Source organism: Curtobacterium sp. Csp1 (assembly GCF_013347185.1).
In genome coordinates, this window is sequence record NZ_CP054594.1 from 834561 (window position 1) to 860471 (window position 25911).

Sequence of the window (25911 nt, forward strand, 5' to 3'; positions counted from 1 at the left end):
GACGTCAAGGGTCGTCACGTACCGTTCACCCGGTCGTCACCCGACAGGTGTCGAGCAATCCGCCTGTCGACGTGACCACGACGCGGCCAGGACCCCCACCGCACGCCACCCTCCCCACGCGGGTGCCGCACGGACCGGCCCTCCCCGCGCCGCCGGCGTGCGCCATGCGTGCGCCGCCCCCTCGACGTGCGACGGCGCACCGCCCCACGCGTGCGCCGACCTCCCCCTGCGCGGCACGCGACCGGCCCCACCCGCAGGAGTACCCCGTGACCGACACCGTGAGCGTCCCGACGTTCCGCCCCGCCGAGGCGACCCGACCCACCCGGACGACCCGTGCCTCCCGGCCGACCGCCACCCACGCGCCCGTGGCCGCCGACGGCGAATCGGCACCCACCTGGATGCGCGCGCTCGGCGCGGTCCTGCTGCTCGGCGGCGGTGCGCTGACCGCGGCCGTGCTCGGCTGGCCCGGAGACGCACCGGAGGTCGCGCTCCTGGTGCCCGGTGTCGTGGCGCTCGTCGGCGGTGCCCTGCTGCTCCTCGCGCGGACGCGCATCGCGGTGACCGACACCGACGTCGTGCTGCGTTTCCGGCCGCTCCCCGCACGCCGGATCGACCGCCGGCGGATCGCCGACGTCGCGGTCGTCGAGGCGGACGCGGCCACGTACGGCGGGCTCGGCCTGCGCGTCCGACGGGGCGTCCGTGCCCTCATCCTGACGCCGGGACGGGGCGTGCGCATCACGGACGACCGCGGCCGCGTGACGTTCGTGCGGGCCGAGGAGCCGGAGCGCGTCCTGCACGCGCTCGACGACTGAGATCGGTCCCGGCGCCGGGTGGCCGGCGCCTTATACACGCCTGCGACGAATCCGGTCAAGCCAGGACTGGACAGCGCGGGTCAGGGCGACCTATGATTGCAGTTCGCGCTCCCTGGCATTCGTGTGTCGTCATATTGCGGTCGAACACGCGCCCTGGTGCAGCCGGTCCCGTATATGGCGGCGGGTCCCGCTCACCGATCTTCGCACAAGTCCAACCGGACGCTCGTCCGGCTGTGCACCGTGTGTCGGTCCCGGGGTCGCGCCGAGCGATCAATCCACTCACCTACGTGCTGCTCGTCAGTACCGGCCCGACGGGGCCTACCGGAGGTCACACCCTTGGCTGCTGCGCCCAACGCATCCACCAACCCCAAGAACGGTCGCAACCACTCGCGACTCTCGTTCGCCAAGATCACGGACACGCTCACGGTCCCTGATCTGCTCGCACTCCAGACGGAGAGCTTCGACTGGCTCGTCGGCAACGACGTCTGGAAGGCCCGCCTCGCCGAGGGACAGGAGCAGGGTCGCACCGACCTCGCACTGCACTCCGGCCTCGAGGAGATCTTCGAGGAGATCTCCCCGATCGAGGACCTCGGCGAGACGATGCAGCTCTCGTTCACGTCCCCGGAGCTCGAGGACCCGAAGTACTCCATCGACGAGTGCAAGGAGCGCGGCAAGACCTACGCCGCTCCGCTCTACGTCAACGCCGAGTTCATGAACCACATGACCGGTGAGATCAAGACGCAGACCGTCTTCATGGGCGACTTCCCGCTCATGACCGAGCGCGGCACGTTCATCATCAACGGCACCGAGCGCGTCGTCGTCTCGCAGCTCGTCCGCTCGCCGGGCGTGTACTTCGAGCGCCAGCAGGAGAAGACGTCCGACAAGGACATCTACTCCGCGCGCATCATCCCCTCGCGCGGTGCCTGGCTCGAGTTCGAGATCGACAAGCGCGACCAGGTGGGCGTGCGCATCGACCGCAAGCGCAAGCAGTCCGTGACCGTCTTCCTCAAGGCCCTCGGCCTGACGAGCGAGGAGATCATGGAGGAGTTCCAGGGCTTCGCCTCGATCGAGTCGACGCTCGAGAAGGACGCCGTCCTGACGAAGGAAGAGGCGCTCAAGGACATCTACCGCAAGCTGGGTCCGGGCGAGCAGGTCGCCGCCGAGGCCGCGCGTGCGCTCCTCGACAACTTCTACTTCAACCCGAAGCGCTACGACCTGGCCAAGGTCGGTCGCTACAAGCTCGACCGCAAGCTCGGCATCGACGCGCCGCTGTCGGACTCGGTGCTCTCCGTGCAGGACATCGTCCGCACGATCAAGTACCTCGTCTCGCTGCACGCCGAGAAGACCACGCTCGACGGTGTCCGCGACGGCGAGCCCGTCCAGCTCCGCCTCGACGTGGACGACATCGACCACTTCGGCAACCGTCGCATCCGCGCGGTGGGCGAGCTCATCCAGAACCAGGTCCGCACGGGTCTGTCCCGCATGGAGCGCGTCGTCCGCGAGCGCATGACCACGCAGGACATCGAGGCCATCACGCCGCAGACGCTCATCAACGTGCGTCCCGTCGTGGCTGCGATCAAGGAGTTCTTCGGGACGTCCCAGCTGTCGCAGTTCATGGACCAGAACAACCCGCTCGCGGGTCTGACGCACAAGCGTCGCCTGTCGGCCCTCGGCCCGGGTGGTCTGTCCCGTGAGCGTGCCGGCGTCGAGGTCCGCGACGTCCACCCGTCGCACTACGGCCGCATGTGCCCGATCGAGACCCCGGAAGGCCCGAACATCGGCCTGATCGGCTCGCTCGCGTCCTTCGGTCGGATCAACTCGTTCGGCTTCATCGAGACGCCCTACCGCCGGGTCGTGAACGGTCAGGTCACCACCCAGATCGACTACCTGACGGCATCGGAAGAGGACGACTTCGTCGTCGCCCAGGCCAACGCGCCGCTCACCGACTCCTTCCACTTCGCGGACGACAAGGTCCTCGTGCGGAAGAAGGGCGGCGAGGTCGAGCTCGTCGGCAAGGACGAGGTCGACTACATGGACGTCTCGCCGCGCCAGATGGTGTCGGTCGCGACCTCGCTCATCCCGTTCCTCGAGCACGACGACGCGAACCGCGCCCTCATGGGTGCGAACATGCAGCGCCAGGCCGTGCCGCTCCTGCGTTCCGAGTCGCCGCTCGTCGGCACCGGCATGGAGGGCTACACCGCCATCGACGCCGGTGACGTCGTCACCGCCGACAAGGCCGGTGTGGTCTCCGAGGTCTCGGCCGACGCCGTGACCCTGCAGCTCGACGAGGGCGGCACGCAGACCTACTACCTGCGCAAGTTCGACCGCTCGAACCAGGGCACGAGCTACAACCACCGCGTCATCGTCTCCGCAGGCGAGCGCGTGGAGCAGGGCGAGGTCATCGCCGACGGCCCCGCGACGGAGAACGGCGAGCTCGCGCTCGGCAAGAACCTCCTCGTCGCGTTCATGCCGTGGGAGGGCTACAACTACGAGGACGCGATGATCCTGTCGCAGAACCTCGTGAAGGACGACACGCTCTCCTCGATCCACATCGAGGAGTACGAGGTCGACGCCCGCGACACCAAGCTCGGCAAGGAAGAGATCACCCGCGACCTGCCGAACGTCAGCCCGGACCTCCTGGCCGACCTCGACGAGCGCGGCATCATCCGCATCGGTGCCGAGGTCCGCCCCGGCGACATCCTGGTCGGCAAGGTCACGCCGAAGGGCGAGACCGAGCTCTCCGCCGAGGAGCGCCTGCTCCGCGCGATCTTCAACGAGAAGTCGCGCGAGGTGCGCGACACTTCGCTGAAGGTGCCCCACGGTGAAGAGGGCACGATCATCGGCGTCAAGGTCTTCGACGCACAGGACGGTGACGACGAGCTCGGCTCCGGCGTGAACCAGCGCGTGGTCGTCTACATCGCCCAGAAGCGCAAGATCACCGCCGGTGACAAGCTCGCCGGCCGTCACGGCAACAAGGGCGTCATCTCGACGATCCTGCCGGTCGAGGACATGCCGTTCCTGGCGGACGGCACCCCGGTCGACATCGTGCTCAACCCGCTCGGCGTCCCCGGCCGCATGAACTTCGGCCAGGTCCTCGAGATCCACCTCGGGTGGCTCGCGAAGCAGGGCTGGAACGTCGAGGGCATCCAGGAGTGGGCGTCCGCCCTCCCCGAGGCCGCCCGCCACGCGGAGCCCGGCACGAAGGTCGCCACCCCGGTGTTCGACGGTGCGTACGAGCGCGAGATCGAGGGCCTCCTCGACTCCACGCTCCCGAACCGCGACGGGGAGCGCCTGATCGGCTCCTCCGGCAAGGCGCAGCTCTTCGACGGCCGCTCCGGCGAGCCGTTCCCGGAGCCCGTCTCGGTCGGCTACATGTACATCCTCAAGCTGCACCACCTGGTCGACGACAAGATCCACGCCCGTTCGACCGGTCCGTACTCGATGATCACGCAGCAGCCGCTGGGTGGTAAGGCGCAGTTCGGTGGCCAGCGATTCGGTGAGATGGAGGTGTGGGCGCTCGAAGCGTACGGCGCCGCCTACGCCCTCCAGGAGCTCCTGACGATCAAGTCCGACGACATCCTCGGCCGCGTGAAGGTCTACGAGGCGATCGTCAAGGGCGAGAACATCCAGGAGCCGGGCATCCCCGAGTCGTTCAAGGTCCTCATGAAGGAGATGCAGTCGCTCTGCCTGAACGTCGAGGTCCTCTCGGCCGACGGCCAGGCGGTCAGCCTCCGCGACACGGACGACGAGGTCTTCCGTGCCGCTGAAGAGCTCGGCATCAACATCTCCTCGCGGTTCGAGTCGTCCTCCGTCGACGACATCTGATCCCCGCCCGCACCGACACGTCTCGAACTCAGCAAGAGAGAAGAACATTGCTCGAAGCAACTTCCTTTGACGCCATCCGGATCGGTCTCGCGACCGCCGAGGACATCCGTCAGTGGTCGTACGGCGAGGTCAAGAAGCCGGAGACCATCAACTACCGCACCCTGAAGCCCGAGAAGGACGGTCTGTTCGGCGAGCAGATCTTCGGTCCGTCCCGGGACTGGGAGTGCGCCTGCGGCAAGTACAAGCGCGTGCGCTTCAAGGGCATCGTGTGCGAGCGCTGCGGCGTCGAGGTCACCAAGTCCTCGGTCCGTCGTGAGCGCATGGGCCACATCGAGCTCGCCGCCCCCGTCACGCACATCTGGTACTTCAAGGGCGTCCCGTCGCGCCTCGGGTACCTCCTCGACATGGCGCCGAAGGACCTCGAGAAGGTCATCTACTTCGCGGCGTACATGATCATCGACATCGATGAAGAGGGCCGTCACGCCGACATGCCCGGTCTCGAGAACGAGATGCGCCTCGAGATCAAGAACCTCGAGGGTCAGCGCGACTCGATCATCGCCGACCGCCTCAAGAAGCTCGAGGACGACCTCGCAGCGCTCGAGGAAGAGGGCGCCAAGGCCGACGTGAAGCGCCGGACCAAGGACACCGCCGAGAAGGAGATGTCCCAGGTCCGCAAGTCCTTCGACGAGGACATCACCCGCCTCGAGCGCGTGTGGGAGGACTTCCGCAACCTCAAGGTGGGCGACCTCAAGCCCGAGGACGCCGTCTTCCACGAGCTCCAGGACCGCTTCGGGATCTACTTCGACGCCTACATGGGCGCCGAGGCGATCAAGCTGCGGCTCGAGGCGTTCGACCTGGCCGCCGAGGCCGAGGCGCTGCGCCTGCAGATCGCCGAGGGCAAGGGCCAGAAGAAGATCCGCGCGATCAAGCGTCTGCGCGTCGTCAGCTCCTTCCTCGCCACCGGCAACTCGCCGGCCGCGATGGTGCTCGACGTCGTGCCGGTCATCCCGCCGGAGCTCCGCCCGATGGTGCAGCTCGACGGTGGCCGCTTCGCCACGTCGGACCTCAACGACCTCTACCGTCGTGTGATCAACCGCAACAACCGTCTCCGCCGCCTGCTCGACCTCGGTGCCCCCGAGATCATCGTTAACAACGAGAAGCGCATGCTGCAGGAAGCGGTCGACGCGCTGTTCGACAACGGTCGTCGTGGTCGTCCCGTCACGGGTACCGGCAACCGCGCCCTGAAGTCCCTGAGCGACATGCTCAAGGGCAAGCAGGGTCGATTCCGCCAGAACCTGCTCGGCAAGCGCGTCGACTACTCGGGCCGTTCGGTCATCATCGTCGGCCCGCAGCTCAAGCTGCACCAGTGCGGTCTGCCGAAGCAGATGGCGCTCGAGCTGTTCAAGCCGTTCGTCATCAAGCGCCTGATCGACCTGTCGCACGCGCAGAACATCAAGTCGGCCAAGCGCATGGTCGAGCGTTCGCGTCCGCAGGTGTGGGACGTGCTCGAGGAGATCATCCGCGAGCGCCCCGTGCTGCTGAACCGTGCGCCGACGCTGCACCGTCTGGGCATCCAGGCGTTCGAGCCGCAGCTCGTCGAGGGCAAGGCCATCCAGCTCCACCCGCTCGTGTGTGCTGCGTTCAACGCGGACTTCGACGGTGACCAGATGGCCGTGCACCTGCCGCTGTCGGTCGAGGCCCAGGCCGAGGCCCGCATCCTGATGCTCGCCTCGAACAACATCCTCAAGCCGTCGGACGGCCGTCCGGTGACCCTGCCCGCACAGGACATGATCATCGGTCTGCACCACCTGACGACCGTCCGCGAGGGCGCCGTCGGTGAGGGCCGTTCGTTCTCCTCGGTCGCCGAGGCGATCATGGCGAAGGACCAGAACACGCTGGACCTCAACGCGATGGTGAAGATCCGCATGTCGGGTGTCCACTTCGCCGAGGGCGAGGCTCCCGAGGGCTACGAGGTGGGTCAGTCGATCCTCCTCGAGACCACGCTGGGCCGCGCGCTCTTCAACGAGACCCTGCCGGCGGACTACCCGTTCGTGCAGCGCGTCACCGACAAGGGCACCCTCTCCGCGATCGTCAACGACCTCGCCGAGCGCTACTCCAAGACCGAGACGGCCGCCGCGCTGGACCGGATCAAGGACGCGGGCTTCTACTGGGGCACGCGCTCCGGTGTGACCGTCGCGCTCTCCGACGTCGTCACGCCGCCGCGCAAGAAGGAGATCATCGCGGGCTACGAGGTCCAGGCCGCCAAGGTCCAGGGCGAGTTCGACAAGGGTCTGATCACCGACGCGGAGCGCCGCGCCGACCTGATCAAGATCTGGACCGAGGCCACGAACGAGATCGCGCAGGAGATGCGCGACAACTTCCCGATCGACAACACCATCAACCGCATGGTGTCGTCGGGTGCTCGTGGTAACTGGCTGCAGGTGCGCAACATCGCCGGTATGCGTGGTCTGGTGAACAACCCGAAGGGTGAGATCATCGCCCGCCCGATCATCAACTCGTACCGCGAGGGCCTGACCGTGGCGGAGTACTTCATCGCCACGCACGGTGCGCGCAAGGGCCTGGCGGACACGGCTCTCCGTACCGCCGACTCGGGCTACCTGACGCGTCGTCTCGTCGACGTCTCGCAGGACGTCATCATCCGTGAGGACGACTGCGGCACGACCCGTGGCCTCGAGCTGCCGATCGCGACCAAGGGCGAGGACGGCAAGCTCGTCCGCGACCCGCGCGTCGAGAACACGGTGTACTCGCGCACCCTGGCCGTCGAGGCCGTGGACGCGAACGGCACCGTGGTGGCCGAGGCCGGTTCGGACGTCGGCGACGTCCTGCTGGACACGCTGCTCGAGGCCGGTGTCGAGAGCATCAAGGTGCGCTCGGTCCTGACCTGCGAGTCCGCCGTCGGTGTCTGCGCGAAGTGCTACGGCCGTTCGCTCGCCACGGGCAACCTCGTCGACATCGGCGAGGCGGTCGGCATCATCGCCGCCCAGTCCATCGGTGAGCCCGGTACCCAGCTGACGATGCGTACCTTCCACACGGGTGGTTCGGCCTCGGCCGACGACATCACGCAGGGTCTGCCCCGCGTGACGGAGCTCTTCGAGGCCCGCACCCCGAAGGGCGCGTCCCCGATCGCCGAGGCCCCCGGCCGCGTCACGATCGAGGACACGGACAAGGGTCGTCGGATCATCCTCACGCCGGACAACGGCGACGAACCGTTCATCTACCCGGTGCTCAAGCGTGCCACCCTCCTCATCGAGGACGGCCAGCACGTCGAGCTCGGCGAGCAGTTCATCGCCGGCACGGTGGACCCGAAGGAGGTCCTCCGGGTCAAGGGTGTGCGCGAGGTCCAGAAGCACCTCGTCAACGGTGTGCAGGACGTGTACGGCTCGCAGGGCGTGCCGATCCACGACAAGCACATCGAGGTCATCGTCCGTCAGATGCTCCGCAAGGTCACCGTCGTCGACCACGGCGACACCGACCTGCTGCCGGGTGAGCTCGTCGACCGGTCGCGCTACAACGCGCTGAACCGTGCGGCGCTGCAGGAGGGTCGCAAGACCGCCTCGGCTCGCCAGGAGGTCATGGGCATCACGAAGGCGTCCCTCGCGACCGAGTCGTGGCTGTCCGCCGCGTCCTTCCAGGAGACCACCCGCGTCCTCACGCAGGCGGCCATGGAGGGCAAGCAGGACCACCTCGTCGGCCTCAAGGAGAACGTCATCATCGGTAAGCTCATCCCCGCCGGGACGGGCCTCAGCCGGTACCGTGACGTGGACGTCGCCGCGACCGAGGAAGCCAAGGCGGAGCGGTACCCCAACCGCATCTTCGCCGACGACTCCTCGTTCTCGGACGCCGACCTGAGCTTCGTCGACTTCGACAGCTTCTCGTCGGACGACTTCACGCCGGGCACCTACAACTGAACAGGCACAGCCAACTGAGTCTGAGCTGAACCCGGAAGGCCCCCGCATCCTCGGATGCGGGGGCCTTCCTCGTTGTCGGACCGGGAGTCTCGTCGTCGGATCGGGAGCCGGACTGGAGGATCGTGGCGGGCCCCGCCACGATCCTCCAGTCCGCCGGTCAGGCCGTCCGGCCCTTCTCGTCGACGAGCGAGTACAGGCTGAGCACGTTCCCGTCGGGGTCGCGGACGTCGAACCAGTCGACGGCACCGTCGACGCACTCGACCGGGCCGACGTCGATCCCGAGGGACCCGATGCGCGCGTGCTGCGCGCGGACGTCGTCGACGCCGAAGCGGACGGTCGCGGGGCGCTGCTCGGCGTCCGCGGCGGCGTACAACTGCAGCCAGATGCCGCCGATCTCGTACTCGACGACGCCGTCCTCCGGCTCGAGGTCGGGATCGGTGCGTTGGAACACGGCGCCGTACCAGAGGCAGGACGCCTCGACGTCGCTGACGGGCAACCCCACGGTCACGCTCGTGATGTCCATGTCTCATCATGTCCCGCGGGTCCGGTCCGCGTCGAGGGTCGGACGCTGAACGTTCCTCCACAGCGGAACGCTCGGCGCTGTCCGTCCACAGACCGCAGGCGTGGGTCCGCGTCGCGTGGTCCGCCACCGCAGGATCGACGCATGGACGTCACCCGACAGCACCCGGCACCCCTGCTCTGGGGCCACCGGACACCCCGTCGCCCCCTCGTTGTGGGACTGCGGTCCCCGCGTTCCGCGGCTCTAGCGTGGACGAGCGCCGCGACGTCGCTGCGCCGACACCCGAACCCGAGCTCGACCCGAAGGAGTTCCCGGGGCACATGGCCACGCTCTCCGAGATCCTCATCCTCAACGGCGCCCTGCCGATCGAACACCTCGACTCCATGACCGGAGACGAGGAGATCGACGAACGGTCCATCCGCGCGCTCGTCGACCAGGGCGTCGTGAGCGAGGCGCAGTACATCACCGCCCGCGCCGCGTCGCACAACTCCCGCACGGTCCCGCTCACCGACTACCCGGTCGACGGCACCGCGGTGTCGATGCTCCCCGCGGCGCTCTGCCGGCGGCACGGCGTGCTCGGCATCGGGTTCGAGGGCGAGACCCTCGTGCTCGCGATGGTCAACCCGACGAACGTGCTCGCGATCGACGACGCTCGGACCGCGTCCGGCCGGACCGTGAAGCCGCTGCAGGTCGACGAGCGCGAGCTGCAGTCGGCGCTCGACCGCTACCTGCGCGCCGACGACGAGCTGAACGACCTGACCTCGTCCCTCGAGGAAGAAGCGTCCGCGCAGGCGAACCAGCAGGTGGACCTGACCGACGGTGCGCTCGACGACGTCCCGATCGTCCGGTTCGTGAACCTGCTCGTGTCCCAGGCGATCCAGGACCACGCCTCGGACATCCACATCGAGCCGGGGGAGCACGAGGTCCGGGTGCGCTACCGCATCGACGGCGTGCTGCACGAGATGGCACCGGCGCCGAAGAACATCCAGAACGGCGTCATCAGCCGGCTGAAGATCATGAGCGACATCGACATCGCCGAGCGGCGGAAGCCGCAGGACGGCCGGATGTCGGTGCGGCACGGCGGCCGGCAGATCGACCTGCGCGTGGCGACGCTCCCCACGGTGTGGGGCGAGAAGGTCGTCATGCGGATCCTCGACAACACGAACACGTCGATGACCCTGACCGACCTCAACCTGCTCGAGCAGAACTTCGCGGCGTACCAGCGGTCCTACTCGAAGCCGTACGGCATGATCCTGGTCACCGGGCCCACCGGCTCGGGCAAGTCGACCACGCTGTACACGACCCTGAACGCGGTCGCCCGTCCGGAGATCAACGTCATCACGGTCGAGGACCCGGTCGAGTACCGGATGGCCGGCATCAACCAGGTGCAGGTCAACCCGAAGGCCGGACTGACCTTCGCCTCGGCGCTGCGGTCGATCCTGCGTTCCGACCCGGACGTGGTGCTCCTCGGCGAGATCCGTGACCACGAGACGGCGCAGATCGCGATCGAGGCGTCGCTGACCGGGCACCTCGTGCTCTCGACGCTGCACACGAACGACGCCCCGTCGGCCGTCACGCGGCTCACCGAGATGGACATCGAGCCGTTCCTGGTCGGGTCGGCGCTCGACTCCGTGGTCGCACAGCGTCTCGCCCGCCGGCTCTGCGACCGCTGCAAGGCGCCCGCGCAGTACGCGCCGGCGCAGCTGCAGGCGCTCGGGTTCCTCGCGGCGGACGGCGACACCGTGCCGGAGTTCTTCGGGCCGGTCGGGTGCGCCGTGTGTTCGAACACCGGGTACCGGGGCCGCATCGCCCTGCACGAGGTCATGACCGTCACCGAGGAGATCGAGCGGCTCGCGGTCGCGCGGGCGTCGAGCGCCGAGATCAGCCGGGTCGCGCAGCAGCAGGGCATGCTGACGCTCCGTCAGGACGGGTGGGAGAAGGTCAAGCGCGGGATGACGAGCGTCGACGAGATCCTCCGCGTTGTCGCGTAGGCGGAGCAGGGACGACAGGACGATGGACGAATCCGTGTACGACATCGAGGCGGGCGACGACCCCGTCGCCGGCTGGCACCCCGGGCAGCCGGGCAACGAGGTCGGCGGCCGCCGTGCCGCACGCCTCGCCGCCGCGGCGGCGGAGGCGGCCGCGTGGACCCCGACGTCGCCCGACGTCGTCGCGTCCGCGGCCCCGATCGCGGGCGGAGCGGTGTACGACCTGTCCGCAGAGCTCCACCCGTCGGACGAGCAGCCCTGGTACGTGCCCGGGAGCACCGGCGGCGGCGCGGCCGCTGCCCCGGGGCCGAGCTCGCTCGTCGGAGGTCCCGCCGCGGTGCCGCCGGCGCAGCCCCATGCCGCGCCGGCGACCCCGCCGGCGGCCGTGCCCGCCTCGACGGCGTCGTACGGCTACCCCGACGCGGTGACCCAACACCTGCCGGTGGTGCCCGCGGAAGCGACCACGATCCTCCCGGCCGCGCCCGTCGCCGTCGCGCACCAGGCGGCCGTCGGCGGTGTCGCGCACACCGAGATCGGCTTCACCCGCCACGCGCGCGAGGTCGCCGACGCCGACCTCGTGACCGCGCTCGCGCAGGTGGTGTACCAGGACGCCTCCGACCTGCACGTCACCGCGGACGCGCCACCGACGGTCCGCGTCGACGGGTCGCTCCGCCCCGCCGTGCCCGGCGGACCGTGGTCCCGCAACAAGGTGATCGCGGCGCTGAAGACGCTCCTGACCCCCGAGCAGGCCGGCCAGTTCGACCACGAGCAGGAGCTCGACTTCGCGTACTCGCTGTCGCCGGAGTACCGGTTCCGCGTGAACTACTACCAGCAGCGGGGCAACTGGGGCGCGGCCTTCCGCATCATCCCCACGCAGATCAAGACGCTCAAGCAGCTCGGCATCCCCGACCACGTCGGCGCGTTCGCGAGGCTCCCGCGCGGCCTCGTGCTCGTCACCGGACCGACCGGCTCCGGCAAGTCGACGACCCTCGCGGCGCTCATCGACCTGGTCAACGAGACCCGCGCCGACCACATCGTGACGGTCGAGGACCCCATCGAGTTCATGCACGACCACAAGAAGGCGATCATCAACCAGCGCGAGGTCGGTGCCGACACGCACTCCTTCGCCGCCGCGCTGAAGCACGTCCTCCGGCAGGACCCCGACGTCATCCTGATCGGCGAGCTCCGCGACCTCGAGACCATCTCCGTCGCGCTGACCGCCGCCGAGACCGGACACCTGGTGTTCGCCACCCTGCACACGCAGAGCGCCCCCGGCACGATCGACCGCGTCATCGACGTCTTCCCGCCGCACCAGCAGGGCCAGATCCGCACGCAGCTCGCGGCGACGCTCGAGGGCGTCGTCTGCCAGACGCTCGTGCCGAAGGCCAACGGCTCCGGCCGCGTCGTCGCCACCGAGATCATGCGGACCACCCCGGCCATCGCCAACCTGGTCCGCGAGGGCAAGACCTACCAGATCACCTCGGCCATGCAGGCCGGGCGGGACAGCGGCATGCACACCATGGACCAGGACCTCGCCGAACTCGTCAACGTCGGCACCATCACCCGGGCCGCCGCGATGGAGAAGGTGCAGGACGAGGACGGCTTCGACCGCCTCGTGCAGCGCGTCGAGTCGCCGTCTGACTCGTCCGCGGCGGCGATCGCCGCCTCGGAGATCGACTTCGGCGACAAGTTCTCGGGGGGCCACTGATGTCGCTCGCGTACGACTACCGGGGACGGGACGGCAGCGGGAAGCTCGTCAAGGGACGGCTCGACGCCGCGTCCGAGGGTGCCGTCGTCCAGCGACTCCGGGGGATGGGCGTCTCGCCGATCGCGATCACCGAGGCGAAGCCGGGCACCGGGCTGCAGACGGAGATCAAGATCCCGGGGTTCGAGCGAGGCGTCGGGCTGAAGGAGCTCGCGATCATGTCGCGGCAGGCCTCGACGATGCTGTCCTCGGGGCTCTCCCTGCTCCGGGCCCTCACGATCCTCGCCGACCAGACCGAGAGCAAGAAGCTCAAGGAGATCCTCGGCAAGGTGCGTGACGACGTCGAACGCGGCGTCTCGTTCTCGGACGCGGTCGGCAAGTACCCGGTGGACTTCCCGCCGATCATGATCAACATGATCCGGGCGGGGGAGACCGGCGGCTTCCTGGACCAGGCGATGGACTCGATCGCGACGAACTTCGAGAAGGAGCACAAGCTCCGTTCGACGATCAAGTCCGCGATGACCTACCCCGTCGTGGTCCTCGTGATGTCGCTGGTCGCGGTCGTGGTGATGCTCGTCTTCATCGTGCCGATCTTCCAGAAGATGTTCGCGTCGCTCGGGGGGCAGTTGCCGCTGCCGACGCTGCTGCTCGTCTACGCCTCGAACGCGATGGTGTGGGTCGGGCCGATCCTCGTCGCCGCGGTCGTCGCCGGCTGGTTCTGGTGGCGCGCGAAGCAGCACACCGATGCCGTCCGCGCCGTCGTCGACCCGCTGCGACTGAAGCTCCCGGTCTTCGGCGCGCTCAACCGCAAGATCGTCATCGCACGCTTCGCCCGGAACCTCTCGAACATGATCAGCGCCGGCGTGCCGATCCTGCAGGCGCTGCAGATCGTCGGCGAGGTCTCGAACAACTTCACGGTCCAGCGCGCGCTGGAGCGGGTCGCCGAAGCGGTCCGGAAGGGCGAGTCGATCGCTGAACCCCTGGCGCGCGAGAGCGTGTTCCCGGAGATGGTCTCGCAGATGGTCGCGGTCGGCGAGGACGCCGGTTCCCTCGAGGTGATGCTGGAGAAGATCGCGGTCTTCTACGACAACGAGGTGGAATCCACGACCGAGGCGTTGACCGCATTGATCGAGCCATTGTTGATCGCATTCTTGGGTGTCGTGGTCGGCGGCATGATCATCGCGCTGTACCTGCCGATCTTCAAGATCTCCTCGCTCATCCACTGACGCGTATGCCCCGTTCAGGGGTGGTTTGGTCACGAGCTGACCCCGGTAGTGGGGGTAATTTGCTGCCGTTCCACCCCCCGTTCTCGGGATTATGCACAGAAAGTGCCGTCCATACGCTTGACGGCGGCGGCAGCACAGCCCCCACCCACCCGAATGCATTCTTGGAAGAATGGAACAACCATGTACTTCGCGCTGCTGGGCAAGCTCAACGCTCGCCGCAACGAGATCGCCAAGGAGTCCGACAAGGGCTTCACGCTCATCGAGCTCCTGGTGGTCGTGATCATCATCGGCATCCTCGCCGCGATCGCCATCCCGGTGTACCTCGGCGTGCAGAACAACGCGCGTGACTCGGGTGTGCAGAACGACGTGTCGAACCTCAAGACGGCGGTCGTGAGCATCTCGACCCAGAACAGCAACACGCTGCCCGGCAACCTGTCCACGAAGGCGGCCTCCGGGCTCAACGCTGCGGGCGTGACCGGCGGCCAGTCGTGGTCGGCCGCCGGCGCGACCTGGAGCGACGCCGAAGCGCAGCTGGTCTACTCCGGCTCGGGGACGTCGTTCTGCGTGATGGGCATCAGCTCGACCGGCAAGTCCTTCGCCGCGACCGAGACCGCCGGCGTCAAGGCCGGCAGCTGCTCCGGCACCTCGTTCTCGGCCGCGAACGCGACCGTCACGCCGTAACACCCGTTGCACGGGGGTCGAGCGATCCGCTCGGCCCCCGTCCGCGCGTCGAACCGGGAAGGAGACCGTGATGCGCACGCAGGAACGACCGCGCGACGCGGGCTTCACGCTCGTCGAGGTCATCGTGGCCATCACCGTCTTCGGCATCATCATCGCCGGGGCCCTCGTCGGCATCGCCTCCGTGATGCGCATCACCTCGGACAACTCCGCCCGCGCGCAGGCCGTGAACCTCGCCGCCGGTGCGATCGACACGGCTCGCATCCAGGCGCAGACGAACATCACCGGCATGGCCGGCAGCACCGAGACGCCGCAGGTCGACGGGCGTACCTACACGGTGCGTCGGACCCTCGACTGGCAGTACACCGACGGCACCACCAACCGCTGCTCCGCGTCCGCCGCGGGCACCACCGCGCAGCTCCTGTTCCTCAACGTGCACATCACGGTCACGTGGCCCGGCATGGGCTCGGCGGCTCCGGTCAAGCAGGAGACCGTCTTCTCGCCGTCCACCAAGATCAACGACCCGACCCTCGGCACGATCCTCGTGCAGGTGCAGTCGATCACCGGGAGCGGTGGGACCGCGGGCGTCCCCGTGTCCGTCGTCCCGACGCCGCTCGCCGACGTGCCCGGCAACACCGCGCTCGCGCTCGCGACCCAGCCGACGGTGACGAACGCCGACGGGTGCACCGTCGCCATCAAGGTCGTCCCCGGCACCTACACGGTCACGCTCGGCGGTCCGGGTGGGGCGCAGTACCGGGACCAGGACCAGCAGGCCGCCCCGACGAAGACCGTCGTCGTCAAGGCCGGGCAGTCCGGTGGCGCGTCCTTCACGTACGACCCGGCGATCGCCGTCGCGATGCAGTACGCGAGCAACACCCCGGGTGCGATGCTGCCGACGAACCTCACGACCTCGTTCGTGTCGACCTACGGGGTCGCCCGGCTGACCGGGACGCCCGCGACGCAGTACCTCAGCCCGATCCCCTCGGGCTACGTCGTGTACCCGGGCATCTACGACTCGAACACGACGAACGGTGACGGTACCGTCAACGCGAGCAGTTGCCTGTCGACCGACCCGACCGCCTGGCCGAAGGCGTCCGACGGACGGATCGGCAAGACCCCGACACCGGCGGTCTCGAAGGACCAGCTCACCGCGCCGGTCGCCACCGGTGCCGTCACGGTGACGATCGACCGGTCGGACACGGTCCTGACCGCGACGACGGCCGCACCGGCGAACGGCGATCCCGGCTGCCGGGTGACCCAGCGCTACACGTTCGCCCGCGCGGCGTCGGGCACGTCCGGCACGACCGACGTCACCCTCGCGCTGCCGTACGGGACCTGGTCGGTGACGGCCCAGAAGGATGCGACCTCACTGCCGCGGAACGTGACCGCGAAGGGGCTCCTCGGGGTCCTCCTGAACACCGGGTCCGTGACCCTCGACCCCAGGGTCGCGCCGTGAACCGCCTCGCGCGCACGGTCCTCGACCGCGTCCGCCGCGACGACCGCGGGTTGACCCTCGTGGAGCTCCTCATCGCGATGGGTCTCTTCGCCGTCCTGCTCGCGATCGTCGGCGGCACCTTCTACTCGATCACCACGGCGACGACGTTCGCGGCGGCGCGTGACCAGAACGGTCGGGCCGCGTCGACCGCCATGAACGAGGTCGTCCGCAAGGTGCGTTCCGCCGCGGACAACCCGCGTCTCGGGACGAGCGACGCCCCGGCCTTCGCCGTCGCGGGCACGAACACGGTGCAGTTCACGACCCTGGTCGCGACCGGGCGGACCGCGGCGCCCCAGCAGGTCCGCTTCACGGTCGGCTCGTCGGGCACACTGACCGAGCAGATCGTCCCCGGGGTCACGACCGACAACGCCTACTACACGTTCCCCGGATCCGGCACGACGACGACGATCACCTCGTCGATCGAGGTCCCGGCCGCCGGGGCCACTCCGGTGTTCGAGTACCTGCAGCTCTCCGGCGCTGCCCTGACCCCCGATCCGTCGACCGGTCTCCTCTCCGCGGCCCAGCTGGGTCAGATCGCGTTCGTCCGCGTCACGCTCCGGGTGTCGTCGTCCGCGAGCACCCTGCAGAACGGCACGACCCTCCGGAACACCATCGGTCTGCCGAACCTCCTCGACCCGACAGGGGACCAGTCGTGATCCGCCTCCGACGCGCACTGCACCTCGACGCGCTCCGCGACGAGCGAGGCATGGCCCTCGCGATCGCCATCATCTTCGGGACGGTCGTGGTGTTCATGATCGCGACCGCGACCACGGTCGCCGTCGCCGGGATCAAGAAGTCCTCGTCCGACTCCGACTGGAACGCCGCGCTCAGTGCTGCCTACGCCGGGGTCCAGGACTACGAGGCGCGGCTCTCGAACGACACCGGGTACACCCAGTACGGGAACCCCGCCGCGCCCTTCTCCTCGACGAGCACGGCACTGACGCTCCCCACGGGGCTCGCCAGCAACCCCGCGTTCGGTACCGGTGCGACCGGCACCTGGGCGACGGTCCCGGGAGGCGACGGTCGCTCCGCATACCGGTACGAGGTCGACGCCTCGAAGTACCTCGACACGGGGAGCATCCGGATCCGGGCCACGGGGAAGGTCGGCTCCGCCGTCCGGTCCGTCGTGGCGAGCATCCGCCAGCAGGGCTTCATCGACTTCCTGTACTTCACCGACTACGAGATCCAGGACCCGGTGCTCACCGGGGTCCCGCAGACGTGCGTCAAGCACGCGTGGGAGGGACGTCCCGCGATCCGGAACGGCAACCAGTGCGGCGAGATCGCCTTCTCCGGCGGGGACACCATCGACGGTCCCGCGCACTCGAACGACACGATGCGCATCTGCCAGGCGAGCTTCACGAAGCAGATCACGACGTCGAACCCGACCAGCGGCCTCCGGTACAACCCGGTGGACTCGAACGGCGTGTCGTGTTCCGGGCAGTCCTTCCCCGCCGGCGTGACCCAACCCGCCTTCACGTCGACGATCGGCATGCCGTCGACGAACGCGCAGCAGAAGTCCGCCACCCAGTACAACACCGTCGCATCGGCGACCCGCACGCCCGGCTGCATGTACACCGGGCCGACGGACATCACCTTCAACGCGGACGGCACCATGACCGTGCGCTCACCGTGGTCGAAGATGACGCGGACCGACGCGACGAACCCCCTGCAGGGCACCGCGCCGGCGGCGTGCGGCAAGCCCGGCACCGGTACCGGTGCGCTCGGCTCGAGCGCCGGCGCGACCGTCCCGGTCCCGGCGAACAACCTCGTCTACGTCCAGAACGTGCCCCAGGCGGGCGACGTGAACGCGTCCTCGACGACCGCGCTGCCGGACACCTGCAACCAGGGCAACGGGGTCGGGTACCCGCGCACCGGCGAGGTGCAACTGAGCTCGTCCCCGTGCAGCTACGGTTCCCGGTCCGGCGATGCGTTCGTGCACGGCGTCGTCGACGGGCAGGTGACCGTGGCCGCCGAGAACTACCTCTACGTGACGGGCGACACCACCTACGAGGACCGCGGCTCCGACATGCTCGGACTCACCGCCACCAACGCCGTCATGGTCTGGAACCCCGTGCAGAACTCGGCGTGCGGACGGAGCACGTGCGTGACCTCGATGCTCGGGGACACCGGTCGCGAGATCGACGCGGCCATCATCTCGGCGGCGCACACCTTCCAGGTCCAGAACTACGCGTACGGCGGCGACCGCGGCACCCTCACGATCTACGGAGCGATCGCGCAGAAGTTCCGCGGCGTCGTGCGCTCCGGGTCGAGCGGGTACCGGAAGGCCTACTCCTACGACGCGCGGCTGCAGCACTCGGCGCCGCCGAGCTTCCTCAACCCGGTGACGACGACGTACGGCGTCACGACGATGGGTGAGGTCTCCGCCGCGTACGCGGTGTCCGGTGCGTGCGTCCAGCGAGCGGGGGTGTGCGTGTGAACACCCTGCAACCCCTCGCGCCGACCATCGTGTGCCTCGCGGCGGTCCTCGGACTGCTCGTCGGCTCGTTCCTCAACGTCGTGGTGCACCGCGTCCCGGCCGGGCTGTCGGTCGTGCGGCCCGCGAGCGCGTGCCCGGCGTGCCGAGCCGAGATCCGCGCGTTCGACAACGTCCCGGTGCTCTCGTGGATCGTCCTCCGTGGTGCCTGTCGCGACTGCGGCTCGCGCATCTCGGCGCGGTACCCGCTCGTCGAGGCGGGCACGAGCGCGTCGTTCGCGCTGGTCACCGGCGGCGTCCTCGCATCCGGGGTGGTGCACGCAGCGCTCGCGGGTCCGACCCTGGTGCTGCTCGTCGGGCTGCTGTACCTGATGGCCGTGTCGATCTCGTTGGCACTGATCGACCTCGACACGCACCGGCTGCCCGACGCGATCGTGCTCCCCGCGTACCCGGTGCTCGGGCTCCTGCTCGCGACGACCTCCGCGACGACGGGGGACTGGGGCGCACTCCTGCGGGCCGTCGGCGGCGCAGCGATCATGTTCGTCCTGTACCTCGCCCTCGCTGTGGTCGTCCCGGGCGGGATGGGCATGGGTGACGTGAAGCTCGCGGGCGTCCTCGGCCTCGTGCTGGCGTACCTCGGATGGGGACCCCTCGCAGTGGGAGCTTTCGGGGGGTTCGCCCTCGGCGCTACGTTCGCCATCGGCCTGCTCGTGACCCGTCGCGCACCGCGCGGGAGCGGCATCCCGTTCGGGCCCTGGATGCTCGGCGGGGCATGGCTCGGCATCCTCCTCGGCACGCCGCTGTGGAACGCGTACCTCGGCCTCATCGGCCTCACCTGATCACGAGCGGAAGAACGAGCAATGGCGAAGAACGTCGTCGGGATCGACATCGGCAGCACGTCCATCCGTGCCGTCGAGGTCGCGCGGACCCGTGGGAACGCCCCGTCCATCCTCCGCATCGCAGAGGTCCCGCTGCCGATCGGGTCGACCAGTCGCGGTGAGGTCCTCGAGCCGAACACCGTCGCCGCCGCGCTCCGGGAGCTGTGGGCCGTCGGACGTTTCCGGACCAAGGACGTCGCGCTCGGCATGGGCAACCAGCGGGTGCTCTCGCGGGACCTCACCGTCCCCAAGGCGCCGCTGGCACAGATCCGTGAGTCGCTCCCGTTCCAGGTCCAGGACCTCCTCCCGGTCCCGGTGGGCGAGGCCATCCTCGACTTCTACCCGATCGCCGAGGGCAGCGGCGAGGGCGGACCCGTCGTGCACGGCCTGCTCGTGGCCGCCATCAAGGACGCCGTGCTCGCCAACGTCCGAGCCGTCCAGCTCGCCGGTCTCCACCCGGTCGGCGTCGACCTGATCCCGTTCGCCCTCAGCCGCGTGCTCGCACCCGCCGACGTCCCGGCCGCCGCCATCGTCGAGCTCGGCGGCAACGCCACCACCGTGGTCATCGCCCGGCACGGGGTCCCGCACTTCGTCCGGATCATCCCGACCGGCGGCGACGAGGTCACGAAGCAGATCGCCGTGCGGCTCGAGATCTCCCTCGAGCAGGCCGAGGTCGTGAAGCGCTGGATCGGCACCGGGGCGCGGGCGCAGACCGCCGACGACGTCCGCGCCGCCGCGGTCGTCCGCGAAGCCACGAACGAGCTCATCGCGAGCATCCGCAACACGCTGAACTACTTCGTGAACACGAAGGGCGACGGCGCGCCGATCGCACGGCTCGTCCTCGCCGGGGCGGGCAGCGGCCTGCCGGGCTTCGGCGAGGCCCTGGCCGAGACGACCGGCGTCCCGACCGTCGTGGGAGACCCCTTCGCGGGCGTCCACTGGGCGCGGAGCATCGCGCCGGAGGTCGTGGCCGAACGCGGGCAGTCGATGGCGGTGGCCTGGGGCCTCGCCGCGGGAGGACGAGCAGCATGACCGGCACGATGGAACGGCTCCGCGGAGTCCGACCGACCTCGTCGGCCGCCAAGCTCGTGTCCGACCACGAGCAGCGCTCGAGGCAGCAGAACCGCCGGGCCCCCCGGGACCTCGTCGTCGGTGGCTCGCCCCGGGTCGACCTCCTCCCCACCGAGGTGCTCGTCGACCGTCGCCAGCGCGTCGTCGTCCGCCGGGTCTGGTTCGGGGTGGCCGTGGTCGCCTCGGTCGTGCTCGTCGGGAGCGGGATGACGGCGCTGGACCAGATGTCCTCGGCCAGCCAGCTCCGGACGGCCCAGAGCGAGGGCACCGCGCTGCTGCAGCAGCAGGGACAGTACTCGAACGTCCGCGACGTCGAGGGGCGCTCCGACCTCGTCCGTTCGGCGCAGGCGGTCGGCGGAGCGACGGAGATCGACTGGGCTGCGTACCTGCAGAGCGCCCAGGACTCGCTGCCCGCCGGTGTGGCCATCACCGGGGTGACCGTCGACTCGGCGTCGCCGCTCGCGCCGTACACACAGGCGGACGCCCCGCTGCAGGGTGTCCGGATCGCCACGGTCACCTTCGACGCGGACAGCCCGTTGCTGCCCTCGATCCCGGACTGGCTGGACCGCGTGCGTGGGCTGAAGGGGTTCGTCGACGCGAACGCGAACGCCGTGTCACGTGTCGACGAGGACGGCCACTACACGGTGAACATGACCGTGCACGTGAACGAAGCCGCCTACGACGGCAAGTACGAGGAGCGATCGAAGTGACCAGGAACCGGCTCCACCTCGTCGTGGCACTCGTCATCGGCAGCGTCGTCCTCGTCGGCGGGTTCTTCCTCGGTGTGCAACCGCAGCTGGCCGCCGCCGCGGCGAACCGGCAGCAGCAGGCGTCCATCGAGGCGACCAACGAGACCTACCGGAGCGAACTCGCCCGACTCGCGGAGCAGTCGAAGGAGCTCCCGAGCAAGCAGCAGGAGCTCGCGACGCTCGAGGCCTCCGTCCCGTCGACCCCCGCCACCGCAGCCTTCTACAAGGAGATCGACGCGGTCGCGTCCTCGTCCGGCGTCACGGTGACGGGCATCACGACCGCGTGGGCGGCCGCGTACGCACCGCCGGCGTCGACCGGGACGACCGGTGGAGTACCTGCGTCCACCGGCACGAGCGCGACCTCGGCGCCCAGCGGCGAGCCGACGGCCGCTGCGCCGACGTCGCCCGTGGCCCCGGCGACGAAGACGGACAGCCGCATCACCGGCGCCAACTTCTCGACCATCGCGGTGAGCATCGACGTCTCGGGGTCGTTCGCGCAGGCGCTGCAGTTCACCAAGGGCGTGCAGAGCGGAGAGCGCCTGTTCCTCGTCAACGGCATCACCTCGCAGAAGCAGGAGACCGCGGCCGACGCGTCCGCTGCCCCGACCGCAGGCGGGACCACCTGGACTCTCTCGGGGTTCGTGTACGTCCTCGCCGATGCGAAGGCCGCCCAGGTGTCGCAGGCGACCGAGAACGCGTCCGCGACCCCCGCCGCGACCCCCTCCGCCACCGCCACCCCCGCCGGCTGACACCGCCTGGGAACCCACCCCGCGAAGTGGGTGCGCCACGCCACGCCGCACCCACTTCCGCGACACCCGTCGGTGTGCCTACGATGCTCCCGACGTCGCACTCGCGACTGCTCACCCCCCTCTCGGACGGTCGCCTCTGGACGGCCGTTCCTCGTCGTGCCCGGAGTCGCGCGTGTTGGTCGGAATCGTGGAGTTCCTCGGCTGGTTCGGAGCCGTAACCGTCCTCGCTGGTTACCTGTTGTTCTCGCTCGGGAAGATCCCCAACGGGCCGCTGTACCAGGTGTTCAACCTCGTCGGAGGACTGTCGGTGGCGATCAACGTCGCCGCCCACCACGCGATCCCGTCGACCATCGTGAACGGCATCTGGGCCGTCGTCGCGGTCGTCGTGCTGGTCCGGATGGGTCGCGCGCGCCGAGCCCGGGTGCGTGCCGGCCGGACCGCTGTCGGGCCCGCAGTCCTGCACGCGGAGCCGCCGACGACGACCGCGGTCCTGCCGGTCGTCGGACCCGCGCTCCGCGACCACGAGGCGGAGCCGCTCGCGCCCGCCCGGGCCGAGCCGCGCCTCCAGACCGGACCGCTCCCCGCGGCCGAGCCGCGCCTCCAGACCGGGTCCGCACCCACCGTGCCGATCACCGGGTCCATCCCGGTGATCACCGCGACCATCGCGCTCGCCCTCGTCGCCGCAGCGAACGAGCAGGCGGCGCAGGACCAGGCGACGAACGACCGGACGGCAGAGGACCGGGCGGCGCAGGACGAAGCGGCACAGGAGCAGGACGACACGGCACACGAGCCGACGCCGGCCGAGCAGCCCAGCCGCACCTGACCCGGCCCGATCGCGCAGCCGGACGCCCCCGTGGGCGGCCCGGCGGTACGATCGCCCCATGTCCCGGTGGCTGATCGCGACGATGACGTCGGTCCTCTTCATCGCGCTCGTCATCGCGGTGACGGGCTTCGAGGCCCTGCTCGCCGACGTCGAGGCGATCCCCCAACCGGACGCGACCGCGTACCTGGGCCCGGCGATGGTCCTCGGGGCCGGCGTGGTGGTCTTCGTGACGACGGCCGCCGGCATCCGCGAGGGCAACCCCGGCGTCACCGGACTCGTGGCCGCAGCGGCGACGTACCTCGTGATGCTCGCGGTCGGTTCGGTCGGCTACTCCCTCGTCCGCGGTGACGCGACCGAGCTCCTCGTGTTCCCTGCTGGCTCGGCGCTGAGCCCCTTCGTCGTCGGCTCGGTCGTCGTGGCGCTGCTCTGCGTCGTCGGCGGCATCGCGGCCGCACGACACCAGACCCGCTCCGCACCCCAGCAGGCGCCGGCGGACCACGACCACCGCTGACGGGCGAGGACAGGGTGCGCGGGGACCGCAGCCCGGTCCGACGTCGTCTCCCGGCGGTAGGATCCCGGAGCACGCACGCACCAGGCACGCGCGCACCAGGCACGACGGGGGACGCATGACCGAGGAGCGACAGGTGGCCGACTGGGCCGCGACACCGCACGTCGACACGATCCGGGGCACGCTCGAGCAGCCGGTCGCGCCCCGACCGGTGCCGCCTCGGCGGCGACTCGGCCGCGGTCCGCTCATCAGCATCATCGCCGGTGGGGCCGCGATCGTGCTGCTGGCCGTCGCCGGGGTCGTCGGCTTCTCCGTCGGCACCTCCTCGCACTCGCCCGACCGACCGGTCCGCGCCTTCCTCGACGACCTGACCGCCGGTCGTGTGGACGACGCCCTCTCGGCAGCGGGCATCGAGCACGGCAAGGACGACGTGCTCCTCACCGACGCCGCGTACGCCAAGGCCTCCGGGCGGGTCACCGGCTACCGGATCGCCGCGACCGACACCGCGGGCGACACCGCCCGGGTCCGCGCCTACCTGAAGCAGGGCGGCCGGGACGTCGCCGCGACGTTCACGCTCGACAAGACGGGCACCGACTGGGGCGTCTTCCCGGTCTGGGATCTCGAGGCGCCCCGCCTCGGACAGGTGCAGGTGGCGGTGAGCGGCCCCAGCGGCACCGCGGTCCGCGTCGCCGACCAGGAGATCACGACGTCGAAGGACGGCATCGCGACGCTCAAGGCCCTGCCGGGGGAGTACTCGATCGCCGTCGACGGCGGCAAGTGGTTCACCGCGGACGCCCAGCGCACGACCGTGTCGGGCTTCGGCGGTGCCGGGGGATCGGTGCCGGTCACGCTGCAGACGACCCTCACCGACGCCGGCCAGCAGGCCGCGAAGGACGCGGTCGACAAGTGGGTCGACGGCTGCATCGCCTCGACCGAGACGGCGCCGCCCGGGTGCAGCTTCTACGCCTACGGCGAGGACCCGGCCTACACGTACACGAACCAGAAGTGGACGCTCGAGTCCCGTCCGGTCGTCGCGGTCAGTGACTGGGTCTCCCGCGGATGGCTGGTCTCGACCACCACCAACGGGCGCGCGAAGTTCACGGCGGACATCTCGAACTCCGCCGGCACCGGCACGGCCTCGGCGGGGCCGATGAACGTCAACGCGAGCGGCTACATCACGGGCTTCACCGACCAGGGGGCGACGTTCGTCTCGGCCGTCGGCAACGGTTCGTCGGACTCCGGCTCCTGACCCGACGCCCGTCCGCCGGGTGGTCGGGTCCTCGGCCTGGAGGCGTGACCCACCCCCGCCGATCGGCTCGCCTCCGCCGTCGGGCGGGCAACCGACCGACCGTACCCGCTCCGGCGCGCAGGTGGTGCGCGCCACGACGCGCCCGGATTGATTTCGCCCGACCGCGCGGGTAGGCTCTCCTGGGTGTGCGCCCTCGGGCGCGCCCGAAATCCCGGGTCGGCATCGCCGGCTCGGACATCCATCCCCGCTTCCTCCGCCGTCAGGCGGCGATCGGCGTGGGATGAGGAAGCCAGCGGAACGCGCTGGCCAGAGCACGAGCGAAGAACCAGGAGAACAGTTGCCTACCATCCAGCAGCTCGTTCGCAAGGGCCGCACGCCGAAGGTCGTCAAGACCAAGGCGCCGGCACTGAAGGCGAACCCCCAGCAGCGTGGTGTCTGCACCCGCGTCTACACCACCACCCCCAAGAAGCCGAACTCGGCCCTGCGCAAGGTCGCTCGTGTCAAGCTCTCGAACGGCACCGAGGTCACGGCCTACATCCCCGGTGAGGGCCACAACCTGCAGGAGCACTCGATGGTGCTCGTCCGCGGCGGTCGTGTGAAGGACCTCCCCGGCGTGCGCTACAAGATCATCCGCGGTGCCCTGGACACCCAGGCCGTCAAGAACCGTAAGCAGGCCCGCAGCCGCTACGGCGCGAAGAAGGGTTGAGTTAGATGCCTCGCAAGGGTCCCGCCCCGAAGCGTCCCGTCGTCGCCGACCCGGTGTACGGCGCGCCGATCGTGTCGCAGCTCGTCAACAAGATCCTCCTGGACGGCAAGAAGGGCCTCGCCGAGCGCATCGTCTACGATGCACTCGAGGGCGTCACCGCCAAGAACCAGCAGGATGCCGTCGCGACGCTGAAGAAGGCGCTCGACAACGTCCGTCCGACCCTCGAGGTCCGCAGCCGCCGCGTCGGTGGCTCGACCTACCAGGTGCCGGTCGAGGTCAAGCCGCACCGCGCGAACACCCTCGCGCTCCGCTGGCTCACCTCGTACGCCAAGGCCCGTCGCGAGAAGACGATGACCGAGCGTCTCATGAACGAGATCCTCGACGCGTCGAACGGTCTCGGTGCCGCGGTGAAGCGCCGTGAGGACACGCACAAGATGGCCGAGTCGAACAAGGCCTTCGCCCACTACCGCTGGTAAGTCCGGCCGGTAGTCCCGGCACCGGGAGGGCGTCGGCGGTCAAGAACCCCGGCGCCCTTCCCGGACGCCAACCTCTCCTACAACTCTTCC

Annotated in this window: 20 protein-coding genes; 19 read left to right on the forward strand and 1 reads right to left on the reverse strand. The window is 69.7% G+C overall.

Going from position 1 to position 25911, the window contains the following annotated elements; genetic code table 11:
* Positions 1 to 266 precede the first annotated feature (266 nt).
* The 3 genes from HUN58_RS04165 (at position 267) to HUN58_RS04175 (ending at position 8566) form a co-directional block, all read left to right on the forward strand.
* Positions 267 to 812 (forward strand): hypothetical protein, encoded by a 546-nt coding sequence (locus tag HUN58_RS04165; protein ID WP_114849337.1) that lies wholly within the window; start codon positions 267 to 269, stop codon positions 810 to 812.
* Between the two features lie 336 nt (positions 813 to 1148).
* Complete coding sequence (rpoB, locus tag HUN58_RS04170; RefSeq protein ID WP_180225974.1) at positions 1149 to 4637, forward strand: DNA-directed RNA polymerase subunit beta; 3489 nt, start codon at positions 1149 to 1151, stop codon at positions 4635 to 4637.
* A 47-nt stretch (positions 4638 to 4684) separates the two neighbouring features.
* Positions 4685 to 8566 carry a DNA-directed RNA polymerase subunit beta' gene (locus HUN58_RS04175; protein ID WP_058741131.1) on the forward strand — a complete coding sequence of 1294 codons (3882 nt, stop codon included), beginning with the start codon at positions 4685 to 4687 and terminating at the stop codon, positions 8564 to 8566.
* Positions 8567 to 8723: 157 nt separating this feature from the next.
* On the opposite strand, the gene HUN58_RS04180 is transcribed toward HUN58_RS04175, so the two are convergent.
* Positions 8724 to 9089, reverse strand: a complete 366-nt coding sequence (locus tag HUN58_RS04180) for a VOC family protein (RefSeq protein ID WP_058741130.1) — start codon at positions 9087 to 9089, stop codon at positions 8724 to 8726.
* 317 nt (positions 9090 to 9406) lie between these two features.
* Here HUN58_RS04180 and HUN58_RS04185 point away from each other — a divergent pair, with 317 nt between their 5' ends.
* The 16 genes from HUN58_RS04185 to rpsG all read left to right on the forward strand — a co-directional run bounded on the left by HUN58_RS04185 (position 9407) and on the right by rpsG (position 25821).
* Positions 9407 to 11077, forward strand: coding sequence for a GspE/PulE family protein (locus tag HUN58_RS04185; protein WP_114849542.1), 1671 nt, complete (start codon positions 9407 to 9409; stop codon positions 11075 to 11077).
* A gap of 22 nt (positions 11078 to 11099) precedes the next feature.
* Positions 11100 to 12782 carry a type IV pilus twitching motility protein PilT gene (locus tag HUN58_RS04190; protein ID WP_114849339.1) on the forward strand — a complete coding sequence of 561 codons (1683 nt, stop codon included), beginning with the start codon at positions 11100 to 11102 and terminating at the stop codon, positions 12780 to 12782.
* Positions 12782 to 14005: a type II secretion system F family protein gene (locus tag HUN58_RS04195; RefSeq protein WP_180225975.1), complete on the forward strand. Its 1224-nt coding sequence runs from the start codon at positions 12782 to 12784 to the stop codon at positions 14003 to 14005. The genes HUN58_RS04190 and HUN58_RS04195 overlap by 1 nt, the downstream gene beginning before the upstream one ends.
* Before the next feature lie 180 nt (positions 14006 to 14185).
* On the forward strand, positions 14186 to 14686 hold the full coding sequence (locus HUN58_RS20895) for a type II secretion system protein (protein ID WP_208738924.1): 501 nt from the start codon (positions 14186 to 14188) through the stop codon (positions 14684 to 14686).
* 70 nt (positions 14687 to 14756) lie between these two features.
* Positions 14757 to 16139: a prepilin-type N-terminal cleavage/methylation domain-containing protein gene (locus HUN58_RS04205; RefSeq protein ID WP_180225976.1), complete on the forward strand. Its 1383-nt coding sequence runs from the start codon at positions 14757 to 14759 to the stop codon at positions 16137 to 16139.
* Positions 16136 to 16834, forward strand: a complete 699-nt coding sequence (locus HUN58_RS04210; RefSeq protein ID WP_058741126.1) for a type II secretion system protein J — start codon at positions 16136 to 16138, stop codon at positions 16832 to 16834. The genes HUN58_RS04205 and HUN58_RS04210 overlap by 4 nt, the downstream gene beginning before the upstream one ends.
* Positions 16831 to 18615 (forward strand): hypothetical protein, encoded by a 1785-nt coding sequence (locus HUN58_RS04215; RefSeq protein ID WP_180225977.1) that lies wholly within the window; start codon positions 16831 to 16833, stop codon positions 18613 to 18615. The genes HUN58_RS04210 and HUN58_RS04215 overlap by 4 nt, the downstream gene beginning before the upstream one ends.
* Positions 18612 to 19451 carry an A24 family peptidase gene (locus HUN58_RS04220; RefSeq protein WP_254631621.1) on the forward strand — a complete coding sequence of 280 codons (840 nt, stop codon included), beginning with the start codon at positions 18612 to 18614 and terminating at the stop codon, positions 19449 to 19451. The genes HUN58_RS04215 and HUN58_RS04220 overlap by 4 nt, the downstream gene beginning before the upstream one ends.
* 21 nt (positions 19452 to 19472) lie before the next feature.
* Positions 19473 to 20522: a type IV pilus assembly protein PilM gene (gene pilM / locus HUN58_RS04225; protein ID WP_114849343.1), complete on the forward strand. Its 1050-nt coding sequence runs from the start codon at positions 19473 to 19475 to the stop codon at positions 20520 to 20522.
* The gene (locus HUN58_RS04230) at positions 20519 to 21271 is read left to right on the forward strand and encodes a hypothetical protein (protein ID WP_180225978.1); all 753 of its coding nucleotides are present in this window, start codon (positions 20519 to 20521) and stop codon (positions 21269 to 21271) included. The genes pilM and HUN58_RS04230 overlap by 4 nt, the downstream gene beginning before the upstream one ends.
* Entirely contained in the window at positions 21268 to 22059 is a 792-nt protein-coding gene (locus tag HUN58_RS04235) for a hypothetical protein (RefSeq protein ID WP_114849345.1), read from the forward strand. Before HUN58_RS04230 ends, HUN58_RS04235 begins: the two co-directional genes overlap by 4 nt.
* A gap of 172 nt (positions 22060 to 22231) precedes the next feature.
* Complete coding sequence (locus HUN58_RS04240) at positions 22232 to 22882, forward strand: hypothetical protein (RefSeq protein WP_180225979.1); 651 nt, start codon at positions 22232 to 22234, stop codon at positions 22880 to 22882.
* A 58-nt stretch (positions 22883 to 22940) separates the two neighbouring features.
* Positions 22941 to 23393: a DUF6121 family protein gene (locus HUN58_RS04245; RefSeq protein WP_180225980.1), complete on the forward strand. Its 453-nt coding sequence runs from the start codon at positions 22941 to 22943 to the stop codon at positions 23391 to 23393.
* Between the two features lie 115 nt (positions 23394 to 23508).
* The gene (locus HUN58_RS04250; RefSeq protein ID WP_114849348.1) at positions 23509 to 24639 is read left to right on the forward strand and encodes a hypothetical protein; all 1131 of its coding nucleotides are present in this window, start codon (positions 23509 to 23511) and stop codon (positions 24637 to 24639) included.
* Between the two features lie 337 nt (positions 24640 to 24976).
* Positions 24977 to 25345, forward strand: a complete 369-nt coding sequence (rpsL, locus tag HUN58_RS04255; protein WP_058728453.1) for a 30S ribosomal protein S12 — start codon at positions 24977 to 24979, stop codon at positions 25343 to 25345.
* A 5-nt stretch (positions 25346 to 25350) separates the two neighbouring features.
* Positions 25351 to 25821 carry a 30S ribosomal protein S7 gene (rpsG, locus tag HUN58_RS04260; RefSeq protein WP_058742332.1) on the forward strand — a complete coding sequence of 157 codons (471 nt, stop codon included), beginning with the start codon at positions 25351 to 25353 and terminating at the stop codon, positions 25819 to 25821.
* Positions 25822 to 25911: the final 90 nt, after the last annotated feature.